Genomic DNA, 19,683 nt, shown 5'->3' on the forward strand with positions numbered 1-19,683 from the left:
TTCTTGTATTCGGCAATAGCTTAATTTTTCCGTATATATTCTATATACCAGTGCTGATTGTGACCGCCGTTATCGCTCCATTGAATGGCCTGCGCACCGCTGGTTTTATCTTGTCCCGATATATCTAATAACTTGCCACTGGCCCGGTTTTTAATTTTATACGAGTTTTTTTCACCAGTCGGAATAAGTTCCCACTGTTGGTTCCACCCGGTATTGCTCGGCCATTGAATAACACTGGCCCCATCGGATGATGATGATCCGTTGACATCCAATAAATCTCCGCTAGCTATGTTTCTGAAATTATAATATCCGTTCTCTGCAGTTTCGAGATACCATTTTTGATAATCTAATCCTTGATCGATGTATTGTACGATAAGCGCACCGTCCGCTTGTGAATCCGCTCCGCTGACTGACAGCACGTTATTGCTGTGTTCATTGATAATTCTGAGAGGGATTGGCACTCCAGCGTGCGTCGTTGAAGTTAGTGCGAGTGATGATGCAGATACAACTAACACAAGTGCCAAAATCGTTTTCAAACCGTAGCGAATGAGAGATCGTTTCATGAAAATACACTCCTTTTTCAATTTAATTTCTTACCCTGCTGCCTGTCCAATTTAAGAACAAGATTTATGTATTCAACTTAATCACCTCCTTAATCAGTAAATATATTGCATGTTATTTGATAGAATCTGAAAAATCTATCTTCAAAAGTAAATAGATTAAATATAAATAAATAATGGTTCATTTGCTAAGAATATACTTTAATATCAAATAATGAGTCAATATGATTTTTTTCGCTATTTATATAAAAATAATAATGTCAACTGCTTTTAATGAGCATATCAGAAACAAAAAAATACTCATCGGACCATAAGAAGACACTGCCAAGTCAGTGTCTTTTTGTGGGCATTCAGGATATTAATCTTCTAGGTTCAGTGCATATAGGAAATATCTTCTTGTCTACTTTTTAAGATATTCTTGGTAAGGTAAGGGGATATCAATAAATAAGAGGTGATGAGTTGTAATGATTAAGAAATACTGCTTGTTCTGTGATGAGATGGTATCCATTACATCGGAAGGCGATTACGATAGATATTTAGGCTGTAATTGTTCTCCTGACAGGTTCTATAGCTTATTGAGAGACAGCTATGAGCCTATAAATTCTCTTGCGCATTCAAAGAAACGCGATATGTTTCATGTAATATCGGCTTATATACGGGAGCAGTCAGATCGTGGAGAGAAGGTCAGGTTATCGGCCGACGATTTAGAATCCATTGTAAATTCTTCGAAAATTCCAGTGACGATTGAAGATAAAGGAAACCGTTTACTGCAATACTTATACAGACATTCTGAGGCCCCTGGGGAATCCGTTGTTATTCAGCCACTCTCCAGTAGCTATAACCTAACGTATTCACCTAATCTGCAAGAATTGGTATATATCATAGATAAGCTGATAAACGAGCAGTTTATGATCAGGGAAGGCATGACCTTTAAGCTGACGGACGAGGGATGGAATGAAGCTGCCGCAATCGTAGGAGGCGAAAAATTAAAACCCTGTATCGTTCTATTGTCAGATGCGGAGGATTTGTATACGGAGTGGGTGGATAAGCTGCTTCCTAAAATTGAGCAGTTTGGTTATATACCACGGCTACTAAGGCATACGTCACAGCAAAACCGTGAACCGTATTCCTTGGAGCTTATAGAGGAGAGCAAACTGATTATCGCTGATTTAACCGGCCAATCCCCTGAAGTGTATTTTACTGCAGGATATGCGCTCGGGTTGAACATTCCAGTGATTTGGACTGTGAACAGCAGCGATGCTAATGATCTTTTCGTACAAGTGAAAAATATCCGTCCTATCGTTTGGGATACAGCTGAAGAGCTGGTAGTTTTGCTCCAGCAGAAGTTGAGTTTATAGAGTCTATGTCAAATTTAAAATGAACATCTAACGCAGAAGAAGCCGCGAAATATTGCGGCTTCTTTCTTTTTGCTATAACCGTTAATGTCCCGACACAACGCTATTACGAAATTTTTTTTCTATTATTGACGACTGACCCGAGACCTACGAATAGGAATGCTACAATACTGCAGAGAAAAAACAGGTAACTAAGCGGAATTAAGAAAAAAACCGGCTCATGCAAGATTCCATCCGGTCCCACGCTTGAACCGACCATACGTGAGATCATTAAACTGATGATGCTTAATAATAATGGTGAAGCTGCTAATAGATATTTCTTTTTCATATGACATTCTCCTTTTCTTAATAACCCTATAATACACAAATCAAACTCGTAAATCAATATTAATTTATTGATAATCGATATATAATTATTGTGATTCAAATGAATTAACTTGTGCTTAGAATTTGATTTGAAAAAGGGGACTTGACCATAATTGCTGGCGAGGACTATTATTTGGTTTAAACAAATTCATGTAAGTCTCAAGGCTTTTTTGTATAGAAGGTCGCTCCAAGTAGGATGGATTGAACAGTAACAGATAAATAGAAAACGGTTACATCCAATGCTTCGATAGAATGAAGGAACGGCGTTCTGATCATTGGTATGACTTTTTAACAGCTGCAAGGGGGCAGATATGAAACCAATATTTAAGATTATGATTGTGGATGACGAAATGCTGGTTAGACAGGGAATTAAACATCTTTGGGATTGGGAACAAGAAGGGTATCGAATCGTCGGTGAGGCCTCTAACGGTCTTGAAGCACTAAATATGATCGACGAGGTCAGTCCTCATATCATACTTACAGATATCGTAATGCCTGTTATGGGCGGTGAGAAACTGGTCAAGATTGTAAAGGAGAAGTATCCTCACATTGAAATCATCGTCTTAAGCAGTTTCAGTGAATACGATTACGTTCGATCCACATTTCAGAGTGGTGTTGCGGACTACATTCTAAAGCCTAAGCTAGAAGCCGATTACCTGTTGTCTATCTTAAATAAAGTTACTGCCAAAATGACAGGAATGAAGACGACTGATCAAGGTTCCAATGCTGGGGAAAAACAGCTTTTGCTAGTCATCGAGAAGCTAATGACAGGTTATGAGTCTGTGGTTGAGCCCACATTGCTTCAATCGATGTTTCCTTACAGACAGTTCGCGTTTTTCGGAACGGATATGAGACATATTAAAGATTCTAGTGATAAGTTAACGTTCGCAAATGAAATCGAAAGAGGAATACAAAAGTTAGCTTTGGACGATGTTGTGTTTATTCGGCTAAAGTTTGTCAACGATTCGGTTATTTATTTACTTAATGCTAATCCGGAGCCATGGGACGAACTTGTAATTGAGCTTAGATACCTGGTCTCCGAATTGGCGCAAGGGGCAAGAGAATCGCATTTTATTATTAGTCAGAGCTTTATGGAATTTATAAGACTTGGTGAGATTTACCGTGACAATTATTTAAAGCTTGCACGTTACAGTTTCTATTTGCCGGAACGAAACCTAATAGAAAATGATCATTTACCGGGTCTTCCAGGGGCGTACCAAGAATTAGACATCGGAGAATTAATGGAACAGCTTAGACGTAAGCAGTACCAGAAGGCATTCACAGCTTTTCTTGAAAATGTTCATCTGCGTTCGATGGATTATCGCATCGACATTTTCGAATTCAAATCGTTATTGGGGAACTTTATATTCAACGTAGCGACCACACTTGGAAAAATGAAGTATGAAATCGGTGGGCTGGAGGAAGCTAAATACGATTACTTCCGAAGAATAGATGAAGCGTTGTATGCAGGGGATGCAATAGCTGTTGCTGAAGCGTTCATTCGAGAAGTTGAGCGCACTATAGGAGAGACGAATACATCAGTTAATCCAAATATGACAATGCTAATTGATTATATTCAGGAACATTATGCAGATCCAATCACGCTTACAGAGGTAGCGAAGCAGTTCCATTTTAACGCTTCTTATCTATCCAGCTATTTTACTGCTCATAATGGTGAAGGGTTTAGTGAGTACTTAAACAAAGTTCGATTGGAAAAAGCTATGGAGCTGCTTGAGACAACAGAACATTCTATTTCCGATATCAGTGACAGCGTGGGTTATTCAGATCAGAGTTATTTTACCAAGGTATTTAAAAAGCAGACGGGCATTTCTCCAAGCCGGTACCGGAGACGGGATGTAGAGGAGCATGATTAAAAACATCAAGAACAAGATTAGAAAGCAGGGGCTATTCCTCAAGTTATTTCTCGTTACACTTATTAGCATCGTTACAGTATCGCTCCTGACGTTGTCTATTACCATCAGCATGTCAGAGAAATTATTTCTGCAGACCTTCAGCATAACCAACGGTAAACTTCTGAACCAGATGAAGACAAACCTGGAATCTTACAACAATGTTGTAGCCACTGGTGCCACTATGATGGCTCAGAATGAAGCCATTCGAAACTACTTATCTAGCGGAGAGACGGACACAGTAAACCTCGCCATCAAAACATATCAAATGACAGAAGGCATGCGGGCAATACGTTCTAACCTCAGTGCTTTTGATGTTGGGATCATGATTGTGGGCGTGAATGGCAGGAGTTATTCAACTGATCCTTGGTATTGGTCCATTTCCGCCGAGGAACTGAAGGATCATCCGATTACGAAGGAGACCAAAGCCCATCCTGAGCAAATCTTGTACCAGCTCGATCTAAGGGATAATAAAGCGAACGGAAAAGAACCTATGTTGGTGGCTTCCAAAGCTTTATTTGATCATTCGACTGGTAGAATCTATGGCACCATGTACGTAGCCATTAGTGATCGCGATTTCAAGCCATTTTATGCTAACTTTACGAGTGAAGGTAATGATGTTGTACTGCTAAATGAGAAGGGGTTAATTGTATCCAGTAGCAAGACTGAGATGATTGGGGTCCTCGATAAGCAATTGCTGCAAGAAGTGCAAGGTGGCGGAAAAGATGGTGAATCCACCTATTTTATGGGGAATGAACGAATTGTGTTTTCTGAATACTTACCTGAATTTGATTTTTATTTGGTGAATCTCATCGATAAGAACGCCGTGATCGGACAGATGGTAAATGCCAAAGCAGTAACCTTGACGATCATGGCTATCGTTGCGATATCGCTTATTATTGTATTTTTAATTACCCGAACAATGACGAAGTCTCTACGTGTTCTCGTTGAACAGATGTCTAGTATCCCTACAGGTGAGTTTGATAATCATGTAGATGTCGCCAATAGTAGTTATGAAGTTAAGGAGCTGGGAAACGCCTTCAATTTTATGCTTGATTCACTACAAGATTATGTTGATCGATTGATGGAGACCCAGAAGCAGCAGCGTAATGCAGAGCTCGCCGCTCTTCAAATGCAGATCAATCCCCATTTCTTATACAATACGCTGGCTTCAATCAAATTTTTGGTGCAGCAGGGTGACAAGGAAAAAGCAGCTGGAACGATAAACGCTCTAATCTCACTTCTGCAGAATACAGTCAGTGATGTTCACTCTACCATACCTGTTCGTCAAGAATTAGAGTCGCTGGAGCATTATGTATACATCAATCATGTAAGGTATGGTGAGAAGATCCGTGTGAATTTCTTTGTGGAGCCCGAGAGCTTGGATTATCATATGCCGAAGCTAATTCTTCAACCTTTTATAGAGAATGCATTCTTCCATGCATTCAATCTTAAAGATGAGGGAAGGATTCTCATCATGATTGCCGTTCAGGAAGATCAACTTGTATGTGAAGTTGTAGATAATGGCGATGGGATGGATCTTGATCCGGATTTGATGAAGGAGGAGCAGCTACCAGCATCGAAGCATAAACGTCAATTGTTCTCCGGGATCGGTATACGAAATGTAGATGACAGAATCAAATTGTTGTACGGAGAGAGCTACGGGATTAACATTTCAAGTAAACGGCATGAAGGTACGAACATCAAGATTACGCTTCCATTGGTGAATGCCAAAGATTTTACAAGAACCTAAAAATAATACCAGAGTCGATAAGCGTGACACAACAGGACCCAATAATAACACCAAAGCTAATAAAGATACTGCCAAAGAAAACGGATACAAGATGATAAGATGGAAGCGTACTCAGGAAAACGCTTCCATCTTTATTATTTTACAGATTATAAGGGGGTTTACGTAGTGAAGAAATTATTATCCGTAATGCTGGCTAGTGTGGTTCTACTGTCGGCATGTTCCACAGGTGGAACAAAAAATGAAACGAGCAACTCTGGTAACTCCGGAGCCGAAGGTAGCAGCAAGCCAAAAGAGATTACAGTTTGGGCTTGGGACCCGGCGTTTAACATTGCTGCTATGAATGTTGCCAAAGATGCTTATGCAAAAGTTAATCCGGACGTAACGGTTAACGTTGTTGAGAACGCGCAAGCTGATATCGTTCAAAAGCTGAATACAGGATTAAACTCTGGTTCCACAAAGGGTTTGCCTAACATTGTATTGATCGAAGATTATCGTGCTCAGAGCTTCTTACAAGCGTATCCGGATTCTTTTTATGAATTGACGGATGTTGTAAAGGCAGCTGACTTTGCGGATTATAAGATTGGCCCTACCAGTGTAGAAGGCAAACAATACGGTGTTCCGTTTGACTCCGGCGTAACTGGTATGTATATACGGACAGATTATCTCGAGCAAGCAGGCTACAGCCTGGATGCATTACAGGATATCGACTGGAAGCAATATATCGAGATCGGTAAAGCTGTAAAAGAGAAAACCGGCAAAAGCATGCTAACACTTGATCCAAACGATCTTGGACTTATTCGAGTGATGATTCAATCGACGGGCGCATGGTATACCGGAGATGATGGTCAGACACCGACCATAGAAGGCAACCCTGCTTTGAAAGAGGCACTGGTAATATACAAAGAAATGATGGATTCCGGTATTGTAAAAGTGATTTCAGACTGGAGCCAGTTTGTAGGCGCATTCAATGGCGGGGAAGTGGCTAGTGTACCTACAGGTAACTGGATTACACCTTCGATTAAAGCAGAAGCTTCCCAATCTGGTAAATGGGCAGTAGCTCCACTGCCTAAGTTAGGTGCAACTGAAGGCTCTGTCCACGCATCCAACCTTGGAGGCAGTTCCTGGTACGTCATGAATGTAGATGGCAAAGAAGCAGCAGCAGAGTTCCTATCTAAGACTTTTGCCTCTGATGCTGAGCTGTATCAGACGTTAAATACTAAAGTAGGTGTTATCGGCACCTTGAAAGCTGCGGCGAGCGGCGAAGCATACTCAGCTGCGGATGAATTTTTCAAAGGCCAAAAGGTCGTATCAGACTTTGCAGCATGGACCGAGCAAATTCCTAACGTCAACTATGGCATGAACACTTACGCCATCGAGGACATTATGGTTGTAGCAGTACAATCTTATCTAGGTGGCAAAGATGTAGATACTGTTCTGAAAGATGCGCAGAAGCAAGCGGACACTCAAATTCGATAATCGCACTTAGGCTGTACAACCGATGCCCTTGCTCCTTCTTCTCCTGTAAATTGGATTTCTACAGAAGGATAGGTAGCAGGGGCTTTCATCTCTAATATATAAGACAGAAGGGTGCGGAGTGGAGTGGAAACTATAAAGACAGGGTTAAGCCCGCAAAAACATAAGCGTTCAAAAGGGTCACGGCAGATCCATCTGACTGGCTGGTTATTCGTCCTTGTGCCGGTCATTATGATCAGTATTTTCTATTTTTATCCAATGATCCAAGCTTTAATTCTATCTTTTAAGACGGGTAGAGGTAGCAATCTTCATTTTACCGGGTTTGATAATTATATTCGACTGTTTAGCGATACCACGTTTCTTACAGCAGTCAAAAACACATTTATTTACTTGATTATTCAGGTCCCAGTGATGCTGATATTGGCGCTCTTCATCGCCGTCCTGCTAAATGATGAAAGACTGAAATTCAAGGGATTTTTCAGAACGGCCATATTTCTGCCGACGGTAACCTCGCTTGTAGCGTATTCCGTTGTTTTCAAGTACATGTTTGGAGCCGAAGGAATCATCAATAAGTCTCTAGTGAGTTTACATCTAATCAGCGAACCGATTCAATGGATTACAGACCCCTTCTGGGCCAAAGTTACGATCATCATTGCCATCACTTGGCGCTTTACTGGCTATAATATGATTTTCTATTTATCATCCCTGCAAAATGTAGACAAATCTATTTATGAAGCAGCTCACATTGATGGCGCCAGTGCATTTACTCAGTTTTTCAAAATTACAATTCCTCTATTGAAGCCGATCATTTTGTTTACGACGATAACATCGACCATTGGAACCCTTCAGTTGTTTGATGAGGTGGTTAACATCACGAAAGGTGGACCCGGCAATGCAACCATGTCGATTTCCCAATATATTTATAACCTTTCTTTTGAATACACCCCTGACTTTGGATACGCTGCAACCGTCTCCTACTCGATTGTTGTAATGGTACTCATTCTGACGCTAATTCAGAACAAAGTAGGAGGAGACAAGAGATAATGAAAACTAAACGCATGTTTACTTACCTATTTCTAATCATCGCTGCGCTGATCTCTATCTTTCCATTTATCTGGATGGTTATTAGTGCCACGAATCAGTCGGTTGATGTAACTAAAGGGACATTACTGCCAGGTGCGCATCTCTTTAAAAATATTGACAATCTGTTCAATTCCGTGGATATGTGGCAAGCCCTTTGGAACTCCGCAAAAATCTCAGTGGTGACTACTGTGCTTTCATTGCTGGTTGCATCGGCGGCTGGATATGGTTTTGAAATGTACCGCAGCCGGAGTAAAGACATCGTATTTAATATTTTGCTAGCTTCAATGATGATTCCATTTGCGGCGATCATGGTACCTCTATTTCAAATGTTCGCCAAAGTATCAAGCGTTGTCCCATTTCTTGGCATTGATACAGCAGCAGCAGTTATTCTGCCAACATTTACAACAGCATTCCTAATTTTCTTTTTCCGTCAAAACACAAAAATGTTTCCTAAGGAAATGATGGAGGCCGGTCGCATCGATGGCTTATCTGAATTCGGTTTATTCTTCCGCATTTATATGCCGACGATGAAATCAACTTACGCTGCCGCTGCGATTATCACATTCTTAAACAGCTGGAACAATTATCTGTGGCCGCTGATCGTATTGCAATCGCAAGAAAATATGACCGTGCCACTCTTAATCTCAAATCTTGGATCGGGTTATGCGCCTGACTATGGTCTAATTATGTCCGCGATTGTCATTACGACGCTGCCGACTGCACTTGTATTCTTCATGATGCAAAAACAATTTGTGGCTGGAATGACGGGTTCAGTTAAATAAGTTAGCGATCATTTTACAGCAGAAGGAGGAAAATTTAGATGAAGCAGCAGGTTGAACGGGGCGTCGCTCCAAGTCTGGAATGGTTGTCAGACCCTTCCATTTATGCAGTAGGCAGAACACACGCGCACTCCGATCATCGGTATTACGAGACGGAACTTGAAGCTGAAGGACTCGGAGAAATGCATTGGCGCTATAGCCTGAACGGAAGCTGGAAATTTAGCTATGCTCACAATGCTATGGAACGACAGGCGCATTTTTATAAGGAGAACGTGTCCTGTAGAGGATGGGATGATATTGAGGTTCCTGGGCATATCCAGCTTCAGGGCTTTGGGCAGCCTCAGTACGTGAATACGATGTATCCATGGGATGGTCATGAGCATCTTAGACCTCCGATGATATCCGAAGATCACAATCCAGTAGGCAGCTATGTGAAATATTTTGAAGTGCCTGCGGGCTGGGAGCAACGTCCAGTGTATATCTCTTTTCAGGGAGTTGAATCTGCTTTTTATATCTGGCTAAATGGGGAATTTATTGGCTATAGCGAGGATAGCTTTACGCCTAGTGAATTTGATCTGACACCGTACTTGACGGCAGGTGAGAATAAGCTTGCGGTTGAGGTGTATCAGCGCAGTACCGGAAGTTGGTTGGAGGATCAGGATTTCTGGCGCTTTTCCGGAATTTTTCGTGACGTGTATCTATACACTGTGCCGAATGTTCATGTGCGGGATCTCCACGTTCAAACTGATCTGGATGAGAATTTTGAGCAGGGAACGCTGATAGCTGATTTGCAGATGATGGGTGGGCCAGCTTCGAAAGTTCTTTTAGAGCTTAAGGATAAAGCAGGAAATCTTGTAGTTCGTGGTGAGACAGGTGTTTCAGGTGATAGTGTTTCGCTGATGCTTGAAGCATCAAAGGTTCATCTGTGGAGTGCAGAAGATCCCCATTTGTATACCCTTTACGTATCTGTCTTCAACTTATCTGGGGATCTTGTAGAAGTCGTGCCGCAAAAGGTTGGTTTTCGAAAATTCGAGATGATAGATAAGATTATGCATCTAAATGGTAAACGTATTGTATTCAAAGGTGTCAACCGGCACGAGTTTAATTCCCGTTTCGGTCGCAGCATTACGAAAGAAGATATGTTATGGGATATAAAGACTTTGAAACAGGCGAATATCAACGCTGTACGGACGTCGCACTATCCAAATGAAACACTCTGGTACGAACTGTGTGATGAATACGGTGTGTATGTTATTGACGAGATGAATTTAGAGTCGCATGGATCATGGCAAAAAATGGGCATTGTAGAACCGTCTTGGAACATACCGGGCAGTAAGCCTGAATGGCAGGATATCGTAATGGATCGTGCGATTTCCATGGTGGAGAGAGATAAGAACCATCCATCGATTCTGATTTGGTCCTGTGGCAACGAGTCTTTTGCCGGAGAAGTCATCCGGAATGTAGCGAATTATTTTCGAGAGAAGGACACTACGCGGTTGGTTCATTACGAAGGGGTGTTCCATAACCGGGATTATGATGATGCGAGTGATATGGAAAGCAGGATGTATGCGAAAGCAGCAGATATTGAAATGTATTTAAAAGATAATCCATTAAAGCCATATATTAGCTGTGAGTACATGCATGCGATGGGTAATTCTGTCGGAGGATTGCATAAATACACAGAGCTAGAGCAGAAGTATCCAATGTACCAGGGTGGATTTATCTGGGACTTCATGGATCAGGTTATTGTAAAAAATGATCGATATGGCAAGCCCTACATGGCTTATGGTGGAGACTTTGATGACCGCTCAACCGATTATAACTTCTCCGGAAACGGAATTGTGTATGCGGATCGGAGATGGTCTCCGAAAATGCAAGAAGTGAAATTTCTGTATCAGAACGTCAAACTGTCCCCGGATTGCCACGGCGTTACCATCAGAAATGAGAATTTATTTGTTAACTTGGATGCGTATAAATTGAACTATTGTCTGAATTATGAGGGCAGGGAATTCCATCATGGTATTGTATACGTCCAGGTGAAACCCGGAGAAGAAAGTTATGTAGAACTTGATTTACCAGAGACTAATCAGTCTGGTGAGTATAGTTTAGATGTTTCTCTCGTGCTCAAGGAAGATTCATTATGGGCGAACGCTGGTTATGAAATCGCTTTTGGACAGCATGTTTTTCAAGTGGAGAACAAGTCAGAAGATGAGGTTACAACACAGCCTAAGGTAAGCGCTAATGTGAATGATTTTCGCGTAGTTGAAGGGGATGTAAATATTGGCGTTCACGGTCGTGACTTCTCCGTAATGTTCTCTAAGCAGGCTGGTACACTTATATCCGTAAAATATTCTGGACGGGAAATGATCTCTTCGCCGCCGGCACCGCTCTTCTGGAGAGCGATGACAGACAACGACAAGGGGGCGGGAATGCATTTCGACTCTTCCACTTGGTATGCTGCAAGCTTGAGTCGAAGAACCTTAAGCTTCGAGCTTATGGAAGAAGAAGACTGTGCGACTATGACTTACGTGTATAAACTGAGTGTATCAGAGGGAGTACGAGTAAGTGTAACTTACACAGTGTGCTCCGATGGGAGCATAAAGGTAAAATCAAGCTACCATGGAGAGCCGGGTTTACCGAAGTTTCCCCTCTTCGCTTTAACCTTCAAGGTGCCAGCGGATTATTACCAGCTGAATTGGTATGCGAATGGGCCAGAAGAAAATTATATTGACCGTTCGTTTGGCGCTAGATTGTGTCGCTTTAAGAATCATGCGGTGGACAATGTATCGTCCTATTTGGTACCGCAGGAATCGGGCAACCGTACAGGTGTGCGCGAAGTATCTATAACCAACGATCTTGGTCAGGGGATTATAATATCCTCACCAGTCTCAGACCCTGTTGAAGCCAACATATCGCCATATTCGGCAATGGAGCTGGAGAATGCGACGCATCAATATGAGCTGCCGAACATTCATCATACCGTTGTTACGATTGCCGGTCGTCAAATGGGCGTTGGCGGTGATGACAGCTGGGGAGCACCAGTTCTTGATGAATATTTAATTGATCCATCAATAGATTTGAATTTTGAATTTACAATTCGCAGAGCATAATTAGAGACGGATAGCAGTTGCCTCAATGGATAAGGTTGGGGCAACCAAATCCTATTTTTGAAAGATTGAATAGTTGATTTATACATTTTTGTAATCGTTTACATTTTATGGAGGAGGTGTTTGTAATCTAAAAATAGTTTGCAATGCTGATCGGAAGATAGTAAAGAAGTGGTTTCTATCATTATTTTTATGAGAAGGGGGTAATCTGGATGATTACTACAGTTAAACGAAGGTTATTTATTTCTTTTCTTTCTATTTCTTTGGTTGTACCTATGTTTATGGGTTTAACAGGTCAGAAGGTAGATGCAGCGAATACTACGATTAAATTAGATCCAAACCATATGCAGCAATCTTGGGAGGGATGGGGAACCTCACTTGCCTGGTTCGGTAATATCACTGGTGGTTGGAATGATAAAGTCAAAAATGCAATGGCTGATGCACTATATTCTCCAGACGGATTGAATTTTAATATTGCCAGATATAATATAGGCGGCGGAGAGAATCCTGCTTACAATACGATGCGCCAAGGAGGGGAAGTACCCGGATTCTCGCCATCACCTGGAGTATTTGATTGGGCGCAAGATGCTAATCAGCGTTGGTGGCTGCAGGCGGCTAAAGAACGAGGTGCCAACATTATGGAAGCGTTCTCAAATTCTGCGCCGTATTATATGACGGTCAGTGGAAGTACGACTGGTCATTGGGAGTCGTCGAAAGATAATTTGAAATCGGATGAGTACGAAAATTTTGCTAACTATTTGACAGAAGTGGTTAAGCATTTTAAAGATGAATGGAACATCAATTTCAATTATCTTTCACCAGTGAATGAACCAAGTACGAATTACTGGGGATTTGGAGGAGGACAAGAGGGTTCCCATTGGGATATTGCTTCCCAAATGAAGATCATTAATGCGACACGCGCTAAATTGGATGCAGCTAATCTACAATCGGTACAAATTGCTGCCATGGATGAATCCATTCTGGATACCTTTGTTAGTAACTGGAATTCATATGATGAAACAACAAAAAGTAATATTGGTAAAATGAATACCCACTCCTACGGTGGGTCAAAGCGAGCCGAGATTAGAGATGCCGCCAAAGAAGCAGGCAAGACGTTATGGATGTCTGAAGTGGACTTAGGTCCTTCTGGAATCGCGCACGATCACGATGATTTTGAGCCGGCACTAGCATTGGCAGAAAGAATTATGACAGACATTACTTGGTTAGAGCCTAAGGCTTGGATTACTTGGCAAGCGTTTGAAAGCGAGAAGAACATGCAGAAGGATAAGGAGAACATGAACTGGGGTCTTCTTCACGCGAATTTCGACACGCAAGAATGGTGGTATACGAAGAAGTATTATGCCATGCAGCAATTTAGCAAATTTATTCCGCAGGGTGCACGCTTCATAGAGGATACCGACGATAACACGTTGGCCGCTTATGATCCTAATACTAAAAAAATTCATATTGTATATAGAAATCCAAACGTAACCAGTCAAAATATTTCTTTAGATTTGTCACAGTTCGATACGGTCACTGGGGATGCAACGCCTTATGTTTCTTCCGCGACTGAGAATGTCGTACAAAAGGGCAAAATTCCTGTTTTGGATAAAATGCTGCAAGCGAAGGTTGGCGCGAAATCTATTACAACTTTCGTAATTGATGGAGCTTCCTTTACAAGCAACTTACTTATTCCTCAGAGCGATATGACGGTAACCGCAAGTAGTGCTCAGTCTGGTGAAGAAGCTGAAAGAACGCTGGATGGGAATCATTGGACGAATTGGCACACGTCATGGGAACCTTATGATATGGGGCCGCATTCGATTACTTATGATCTTGGAGCGCAATATGATGATATCAACAAACTGAGCTATTTGCCTCGGCAAGATAAAGATGAGAACGGTATCGTAACGAAGTTTACCATCGAAGTTAGTTCGGATGGCGATAACTTCACACCGGTTGCGATAGGAACCTGGAAGAACGATAAATCTGAAAAAACTGCAACGTTTTCTTCACGAAAAGCGAAGTTTGTAAGGTTAAAGGTAGATGAAAGTAATGGGTCTGGAGCACAGTACGCATCGGCTGCAGAGATAAATATTATGAGAAAGTCCAATTTCACAGTGGATACGACTTTACTCGCTAATGCAATTTCTAGAGCAGAAGACTATATCTCAGCTAATAATGCAAATGGAAATGTATCGGAATTGCAAGATTTAGTGGATGAAGCCAAAGTTGTTCAAAAGAAAACTCTAGCAACACAGGAAGAAATCACGCAAATCGTGTACAAACTGAACGTAGAATATAGCGTTTTAGGCCAAGGACTTATCCCACAAAGCCAGATGTCGGCAACGTCTGACAATTCCGCATCTGAGGATGGACCGGAGAAAACTATTGATGGCGATATTTGGACTAAATGGCATACTGCATATAACAACGAATATTTAACACTCCCACATTCTATTACTTATAATCTCGGTAAAGCATATAACGGTATCTATAAACTTCAATATTTGCCACGACAGGATACGGACTGGAATGGTGTAGTCACTAAGTTCGAAGTTTCTGTAAGTGACGATGGTGATAAATTCACCAAAGTAGTTGCAAAAGGAACTTGGAATGCCGATAAGACAGAGAAAACAGCAACCTTTAATGCACAGGGTGCTAAATATGTTAGATTTACTGCACTTGAATCGAGAAGCGATGCAGGTAAGCAATATGCATCTGCTGCAGAGATCAATATTTTTAACAAGCAGGGATATAAAGTGGATTTCTCCAGCTTAGACAGCGCAATTCAAGCTGCAGAGAAGTTCAAATCAGATTCTGAGAAAGATGAGTCTTACTTCAAGAATCTGGACGCGATTCTTATTCAAGCTGAAACTTTGCTGAAGAGCGCATCAGCGATTCAAGAAGAGATCGTGAAATTTGCCAGTCTTATCTTAACTGAAATATCCAATATTCAAAACAGTAATCCAAATATTAAGGGAATGAGCCTTTTCTATACACCAGAAGCCTATCACGCGAATCCAGCTAGTCTAATGGTGGATAACGATATTTCTACCTTCTACGAATCTAACTGGGATAAGAATGGACGGAAATACAAATCAGGCGATTATATCCTTATAGATCTGGGAGATAGCGTTCCTGACGTTGGGAAGGTGCTTGTTACACCAAGACTAGACAAGGCGAATGGCCGCATCAAACAGTTCAAAATCTATTACAGCAATGCGAACCTTAAGAATTTACCTGCTGACGCTGTCGGTACGCAAGCTTATTTGGACGAAAATTTTAAATTTGCAGCAAATGGCTCTTTTGATGACTATAGCACGAGTGTTCAATCCGCAACGTTCAAATCAGTTGAAGCTCGATATATTGCCATTCAGGCTATAACTACTGGCGGTGACGGTAACACACTCAGCGCTGCAGAAATTGCAGTTAGTCAGAAACAAACAGCGACTTTTGATACTGGTAAACTACAAGCAGCAATCAATCAATTGCGTACGTTGTCAGACATTAGTCTAAAAGTGAAAGCTGCGATAGAAAAGCAAATTACAACGATCGGTGATCTTAGTGATTTAACCGAAGAAAGCATTTCGCAATACACCAGACAGATAAAAGACTTATACAATCTCTATTTGACTGTAAATAACAGAAGCTCCATTAAGAGTGGTGAAGTATGGTTAGATACGGAAGGCGTGCCGATTCAAGCACATGGCGGAGGCATTCTGTACAACGAGAAGAATAAGACATATTACTGGTACGGTGAAGACAAGACGGAAGGTTATCTTCCTACTGGAGTTCACGCATATTCGTCCAAAGATTTGTACAAATGGCAAAATGAAGGCATCGTATTGCCTGTCTTCAATAACCCTCAACTTGGCGAAGAGGTAGTGCCGGCTGGAAATGACCTGCCATTATATCTGGATGAAAATTCTGAAACGTACAAGAATAGCGGGGTACCTTATGATCCGGATAGGAAAGTAGAAATTAAAAGTAAAGATGAAGACTACACAGGTAACATGAAAGCGCCAAACAATACGCTCAGTAAACACAATTCACCAGCTCGAATCGCTGAGTTGAATGCGCTGTATGCGAATTACTCGAATGAAGAGAAGCAAAAGATGTATAAAGATTTCAACTGGGATAAAGTTGTCGAGCGTCCTAAAGTCGTCTATAACAAGAAGAACGACACTTATGTGATGTGGTGGCATCAAGACGGGCCGATTGCTGGCGAATATTGGACAGCAGAAGGTGGTGTTGCCGTCAGCGATTCGCCAACTGGACCATTCAAATATCTCGGCACATCCAGATTGCCAAATATAGGCTCGAGTAACGGCAATGAAGGAATGCTTCGTGATATGACTTTATATGTCGATGATGATGGTAATGATGCGACGCATGACAAAGCTTACTTGGTTTATTCTTCTGAAGAAAACAATACGACCGTGATCATGATGTTGAATGATGATTACACAGGTCCAGCACAGAATGAGAAGGGTGAAACCTTAGAAGGAACTCACTATGTGAGAGCACATAGCGACCAGAGAGAAGCGCCAACGATCTTTAAGCAAGACGGAGCCTATTATATGATTACTTCCTGGCTGACTGGTTGGAATCCTAACCGTGCCAAATACCACGTCTCCACTAAGGGAATGCTTGGACCGTGGGAAGATAAAGGTGATCCTATGGTTAATGACTATGATGGTACTACCTTCAGAAGTCAAAGCACATTTGTACTGCCTTATCGGGATGGTAATGGCGCTCTCGTTCCGAATAAATTTATCTTTATGGCCGATCGCTGGTACCCGAATAATTTGAGTGATTCCAGATACGTTTGGCTTCCGCTTGAACTCGATAATGAGAATCGCAGAGTTGCGATAAGTTGGCATGATGAGTGGAAAATCTCCCAACTCAATACCGGTACGACTATTAACTTCAACAGTAATGGAGGAAGTTCGATTTCTTCCTTGTATGGGGCTGAAGTCGGAACGAAAATTACTGCACCTGCAGAACCGACTCGGGAAGGATTTAAGTTTGTAAATTGGTATAAAGACGAAGCACTAAGTACAGTATGGGATTTCATTATTGATACGGTCCCAACAAATGATATTACTCTTTATGCGAAATGGGTGCCTGTAGCCGCACCAGTGATTAGAAATATCATGCCAGTCAATGTAGCTACGTTGACCGGAACTCCACCAGTGCTGCCAACAGTCGTAACGGCTGTATACAGCGATGGAACAACGCAAGATAAATCAGTTGTATGGGACGTAATTGATCCTTCACAGTATGCCAGAGCGGGTAGCTTTAGCGTGAGTGGAGTGGTAGACGGCACAGTGATTCCAGCTGTTGCGAATGTAATCGTAAGTGAAGATGTTTATAGAGCTCAACTTGCAGCGCGTGTCGCAGATGCTCAAGCCATTCATGATCTAGCAGTGGAGGGAATGGACGTCGGTCAGTATCCGATCGGATCGAAACAGAAATTATTGGATTCGATCATGGAAGCACAGCAAGTGCTTGACAATGATTCAGCTACCCAGACTGAGTTAGAACAAGTAACATTGGATTTAAATTCAGCTCTTCAAATATTCGAGGCATCAAAGAATCAACATGTAAAAGTACAATCCATCTCGATTACGAGCGCATCGTCGTCCATTGAAGTAAAGAATGGAACGCTGCAGTTACAAGCGGAAGTCCAACCGGCTAATGCTACGAAAAAAACCGTTACGTGGGCGGTCTATGAAGCAGATGGAAAAACTGTAGCGGACAAAGCAATCATCAATACAAATGGGCTGTTAACGGCTGCGAAGAACGGCGTTGTGAAAGTCGTTGCAACATCCGTTGATAACACCACAGTTTACGGAATAAAAGAGATTATGATAAGCGGTCAAAATGACATCCCAGAGCCTACTCCAAGCCCAGGAACAAATCCAGGTCAACCAACGACATCAACGAGTCCAACACCTACACCAACGACCCCTCCTACAAAAGAAGATCCACATCGTTATGTGCCAACTGGTAAAGAACTACAAAATGAAACTGCACAGAACGGAACAACGAGCCTGACCATTAACATTGATAAGGAAGCTTTAGCGAAGAAGTTAGAAGCACTTAAGCAAGCAACAGGAAGTCCTAATCTTGACATCGAGATTCCGGGAATGAATTCATGGAATGCAGTCAATCTGCCATTGGATGTCTTGTACAACAGTATGAAAGCGAATAAGGACACAATCATAACACTAAGTAGCCATTTAGGCAGTTATGAACTTCCGCTTTCCAGTCTGAATCTTGAAGAACTTGAGAAAGCAGCTAAAGTGGCTGGTGCAACCTTGATCATTCGAATGGATCATGCGACTTCACAGCATGAGCAGAAGTTTGAACAATCCAAATTAGAACAAGGATTGAAGCGGGTAAGTGACATCATCGCGTACAAAGTCATTCTAAAATCGAATGATAAAGAAGAAGAGCTTCAACGCTTTGGAAATCCGTTTATGACACATGTCATAAATATGGATGGCGTTATTCAAGATCCAGCGACTGCGACCGCTGTTATATTTGATCCGATTACAGGACAAATGCGCTTCGTGCCATCGGTGTTCACCGTGAAGAACGGTAAGACTGAAGTCTCCATATTCAGTCAAGCAAATGGCGTATACGCGATCGTTCAGAACAAGAAGACATTCAATGATATGATCGGACATTGGGCGCAAAAGGATGTTGAGACATTAGCTTCCAAACTGATCATTAACGGAATGACAGATCAGACGTTTGCACCAGCAGGCCAAGTTACACGTGCGCAATTTGCGGCACTACTGGTAAGAGGTCTAGGATTATCGACAGAGTCGCTAACGAATATGTTTGCAGATGTTAATACAACTGCGTGGTATGCACAGGATGTGAACACAGCAGCAAAACTAGGTTTGGTTCAAGGCGTTGGTGAAGCGAAATTCAGTCCGGATTCACGAATTACGAGAGAGCAAATGGTCGTGATGATCATGAACGCTATTCAGCTTGTGCAAGGAGATCATAGTGCAGAAGCTCAATTGCGCACTCCATTTACCGATCAAGCTAGCATCTCAGGTTACGCTACCCAAGCAGTAACAGAAGCAGCAAGCAAAGGAATTATCAAAGGTAAAACAGAAACAACATTTGCTCCGCAAGATGCAGCAACACGTGCTGAGGCAGCGGTGATGATTAAACAAGTTTTACAATACTTGAAGTTTATGAACTAAATGATTCAGCGGGATGCTCGGTTCAAACGCTAAGTTTGAGCTGAGCGTCTTTTTTTGCTTTATTGGAA

The 19,683-nt window shown here is 41.8% G+C and carries 10 protein-coding genes; 8 read left to right on the plus strand and 2 right to left on the minus strand.

Translation table 11 applies throughout. The features are described 5' to 3' along the window. Positions 1–20 precede the first annotated feature (20 nt). Entirely contained in the window at positions 21–563 is a 543-nt protein-coding gene (locus ACN6KS_RS14635) for an RICIN domain-containing protein (protein ID WP_094868752.1), read from the minus strand. 461 nt (positions 564–1,024) lie between these two features. On the opposite strand from ACN6KS_RS14635, the gene ACN6KS_RS14640 reads away from it, so the two are divergent. Further along, a complete protein-coding gene (locus ACN6KS_RS14640; protein WP_440962310.1) occupies positions 1,025–1,918 on the plus strand; it encodes a hypothetical protein in 894 nt (297 codons plus the stop codon). A gap of 103 nt (positions 1,919–2,021) precedes the next feature. Here ACN6KS_RS14640 and ACN6KS_RS14645 read toward each other — a convergent pair whose 3' ends face one another. Next, complete coding sequence (locus ACN6KS_RS14645; protein WP_094868754.1) at positions 2,022–2,243, minus strand: DUF3955 domain-containing protein; 222 nt, start codon at positions 2,241–2,243, stop codon at positions 2,022–2,024. Between the two features lie 349 nt (positions 2,244–2,592). Here ACN6KS_RS14645 and ACN6KS_RS14650 point away from each other — a divergent pair, with 349 nt between their 5' ends. The 7 genes from ACN6KS_RS14650 to ACN6KS_RS14680 all read left to right on the plus strand — a co-directional run bounded on the left by ACN6KS_RS14650 (position 2,593) and on the right by ACN6KS_RS14680 (position 19,615). Beyond that, positions 2,593–4,155 (plus strand): response regulator transcription factor, encoded by a 1,563-nt coding sequence (locus tag ACN6KS_RS14650; protein ID WP_440962311.1) that lies wholly within the window; start codon positions 2,593–2,595, stop codon positions 4,153–4,155. Then, positions 4,148–5,944: a sensor histidine kinase gene (locus tag ACN6KS_RS14655; RefSeq protein WP_094874934.1), complete on the plus strand. Its 1,797-nt coding sequence runs from the start codon at positions 4,148–4,150 to the stop codon at positions 5,942–5,944. Before ACN6KS_RS14650 ends, ACN6KS_RS14655 begins: the two co-directional genes overlap by 8 nt. Before the next feature lie 165 nt (positions 5,945–6,109). Beyond that, positions 6,110–7,420, plus strand: a complete 1,311-nt coding sequence (locus tag ACN6KS_RS14660) for an ABC transporter substrate-binding protein (RefSeq protein WP_094868758.1) — start codon at positions 6,110–6,112, stop codon at positions 7,418–7,420. Positions 7,421–7,648: 228 nt separating this feature from the next. After that, positions 7,649–8,461, plus strand: coding sequence for a carbohydrate ABC transporter permease (locus ACN6KS_RS14665; RefSeq protein ID WP_256989697.1), 813 nt, complete (start codon positions 7,649–7,651; stop codon positions 8,459–8,461). Then, positions 8,461–9,282: a carbohydrate ABC transporter permease gene (locus tag ACN6KS_RS14670; RefSeq protein ID WP_094868759.1), complete on the plus strand. Its 822-nt coding sequence runs from the start codon at positions 8,461–8,463 to the stop codon at positions 9,280–9,282. The genes ACN6KS_RS14665 and ACN6KS_RS14670 overlap by 1 nt, the downstream gene beginning before the upstream one ends. A 38-nt stretch (positions 9,283–9,320) precedes the next feature. Continuing rightward, a complete protein-coding gene (locus tag ACN6KS_RS14675; protein ID WP_440962312.1) occupies positions 9,321–12,389 on the plus strand; it encodes a glycoside hydrolase family 2 TIM barrel-domain containing protein in 3,069 nt (1,022 codons plus the stop codon). Between the two features lie 209 nt (positions 12,390–12,598). Beyond that, positions 12,599–19,615, plus strand: coding sequence for a discoidin domain-containing protein (locus ACN6KS_RS14680; protein ID WP_440962313.1), 7,017 nt, complete (start codon positions 12,599–12,601; stop codon positions 19,613–19,615). The last annotated feature ends 68 nt before the right edge of the window (positions 19,616–19,683 follow it).

Origin of the sequence: Paenibacillus nitricinens (genome assembly GCF_052056485.1) — a bacterium.
Classification (GTDB): Bacteria; Bacillota; Bacilli; order Paenibacillales; family Paenibacillaceae; genus Paenibacillus_AQ; species Paenibacillus_AQ nitricinens.

Excerpts from the sequence above, each read along its gene's own strand:
- ACN6KS_RS14670 (WP_094868759.1), top strand. The coding sequence starts at position 8,461 with ATGAAAACTAAACGCATGTTTACTTACCTATTTCTAATCATCGCTGCG.
- ACN6KS_RS14665 (WP_256989697.1), top strand. The coding sequence starts at position 7,649 with ATGATCAGTATTTTCTATTTTTATCCAATGATCCAAGCTTTAATTCTA.
- ACN6KS_RS14640 (WP_440962310.1), top strand. The coding sequence starts at position 1,025 with ATGATTAAGAAATACTGCTTGTTCTGTGATGAGATGGTATCCATTACA.
- ACN6KS_RS14650 (WP_440962311.1), top strand. The coding sequence starts at position 2,593 with ATGAAACCAATATTTAAGATTATGATTGTGGATGACGAAATGCTGGTT.
- ACN6KS_RS14635 (WP_094868752.1), bottom strand. The coding sequence starts at position 563 with ATGAAACGATCTCTCATTCGCTACGGTTTGAAAACGATTTTGGCACTT.
- ACN6KS_RS14645 (WP_094868754.1), bottom strand. The coding sequence starts at position 2,243 with ATGAAAAAGAAATATCTATTAGCAGCTTCACCATTATTATTAAGCATC.
- ACN6KS_RS14675 (WP_440962312.1), top strand. The coding sequence starts at position 9,321 with ATGAAGCAGCAGGTTGAACGGGGCGTCGCTCCAAGTCTGGAATGGTTG.
- ACN6KS_RS14655 (WP_094874934.1), top strand. The coding sequence starts at position 4,148 with ATGATTAAAAACATCAAGAACAAGATTAGAAAGCAGGGGCTATTCCTC.
- ACN6KS_RS14680 (WP_440962313.1), top strand. The coding sequence starts at position 12,599 with ATGATTACTACAGTTAAACGAAGGTTATTTATTTCTTTTCTTTCTATT.